The 793-nt window shown below is 50.2% G+C and carries 2 protein-coding genes; both read left to right on the top strand.

All coding sequences use genetic code 11. From position 1 onward, the window contains the following. Positions 1-473: ATP phosphoribosyltransferase (gene hisG / locus ACTHS3_RS16265; protein ID WP_440368541.1), on the top strand; the 473-nt coding region annotated here is incomplete at its 5' end. 48 nt (positions 474-521) lie between these two features. Beyond that, positions 522-793 (top strand): nitroreductase family protein (locus ACTHS3_RS16260; RefSeq protein WP_440368540.1); only part of this gene is annotated, 272 nt, incomplete at its 3' end.

Here is a 793-nt window from a genome sequence, read left to right as displayed (position 1 = left end):
CTTATGTGCAATATGGTGCGGCGGATTTCGGTATTGCCGGTAAGGACGTGCTGATTGAGCATGGCGGAGATGGCCTGTATCAACCCTTAGATTTACACATCGCCTCATGCCGCATGATGGTTGCGGTGAAAAAAGGTTTCGATTACGCCGCTGCGTCCAAACCCGGCAGCCGCTTGCGGATTGCCACTAAATATCCCGACATCGCCGCCGAACACTTTGCCGATAAGGGTGTGCATGTGGACATCATCAAACTGTACGGCTCGATGGAGCTTGCGCCTTTGGTCGGTTTGAGCGACGCGATTGTCGATTTGGTTTCCAGCGGCAATACATTGAAGGCCAATGGTTTGGAAGCTGTGGAACATGTGGCTGATATTTCCAGCCGCTTGGTGGTCAATAAAGCGGCCTTGAAAACCAAATATGCGCTGTTGAATCCGATTATTCAGGCATTTGAAAATGCTGCTAAGGCCGTCTGAAAAGTTTTTGGCAAAACCTGTCTGCCAACCCAGTTTGAAAGCCCTGTCATGATGCAAAGCAAACCGACACTCGATACGATTCTTTCCCATCGTTCCATCCGCAGGTTTACTTCCGAACCGATTGCCGCTGAAATCCTCGATACGCTGGTTCGCGCCGGACAGCAGGCTTCGACTTCCAACAATCTGCAATGTGTTTCCATCATCCGCGTATCCGATCTTGCGCTGAGGCAGGGGATACATGAAGCGGCAGGAAGCGCACCTTATATTGTCCATTGTGCGGAATTTTTACTGTTTTGCATCGATTTTTCCAAACACAAGGC

Source organism: Neisseria sp. P0009.S007 (genome assembly GCF_051962515.1).
This window is presented reverse-complemented; position numbering and strand designations above follow the sequence as displayed.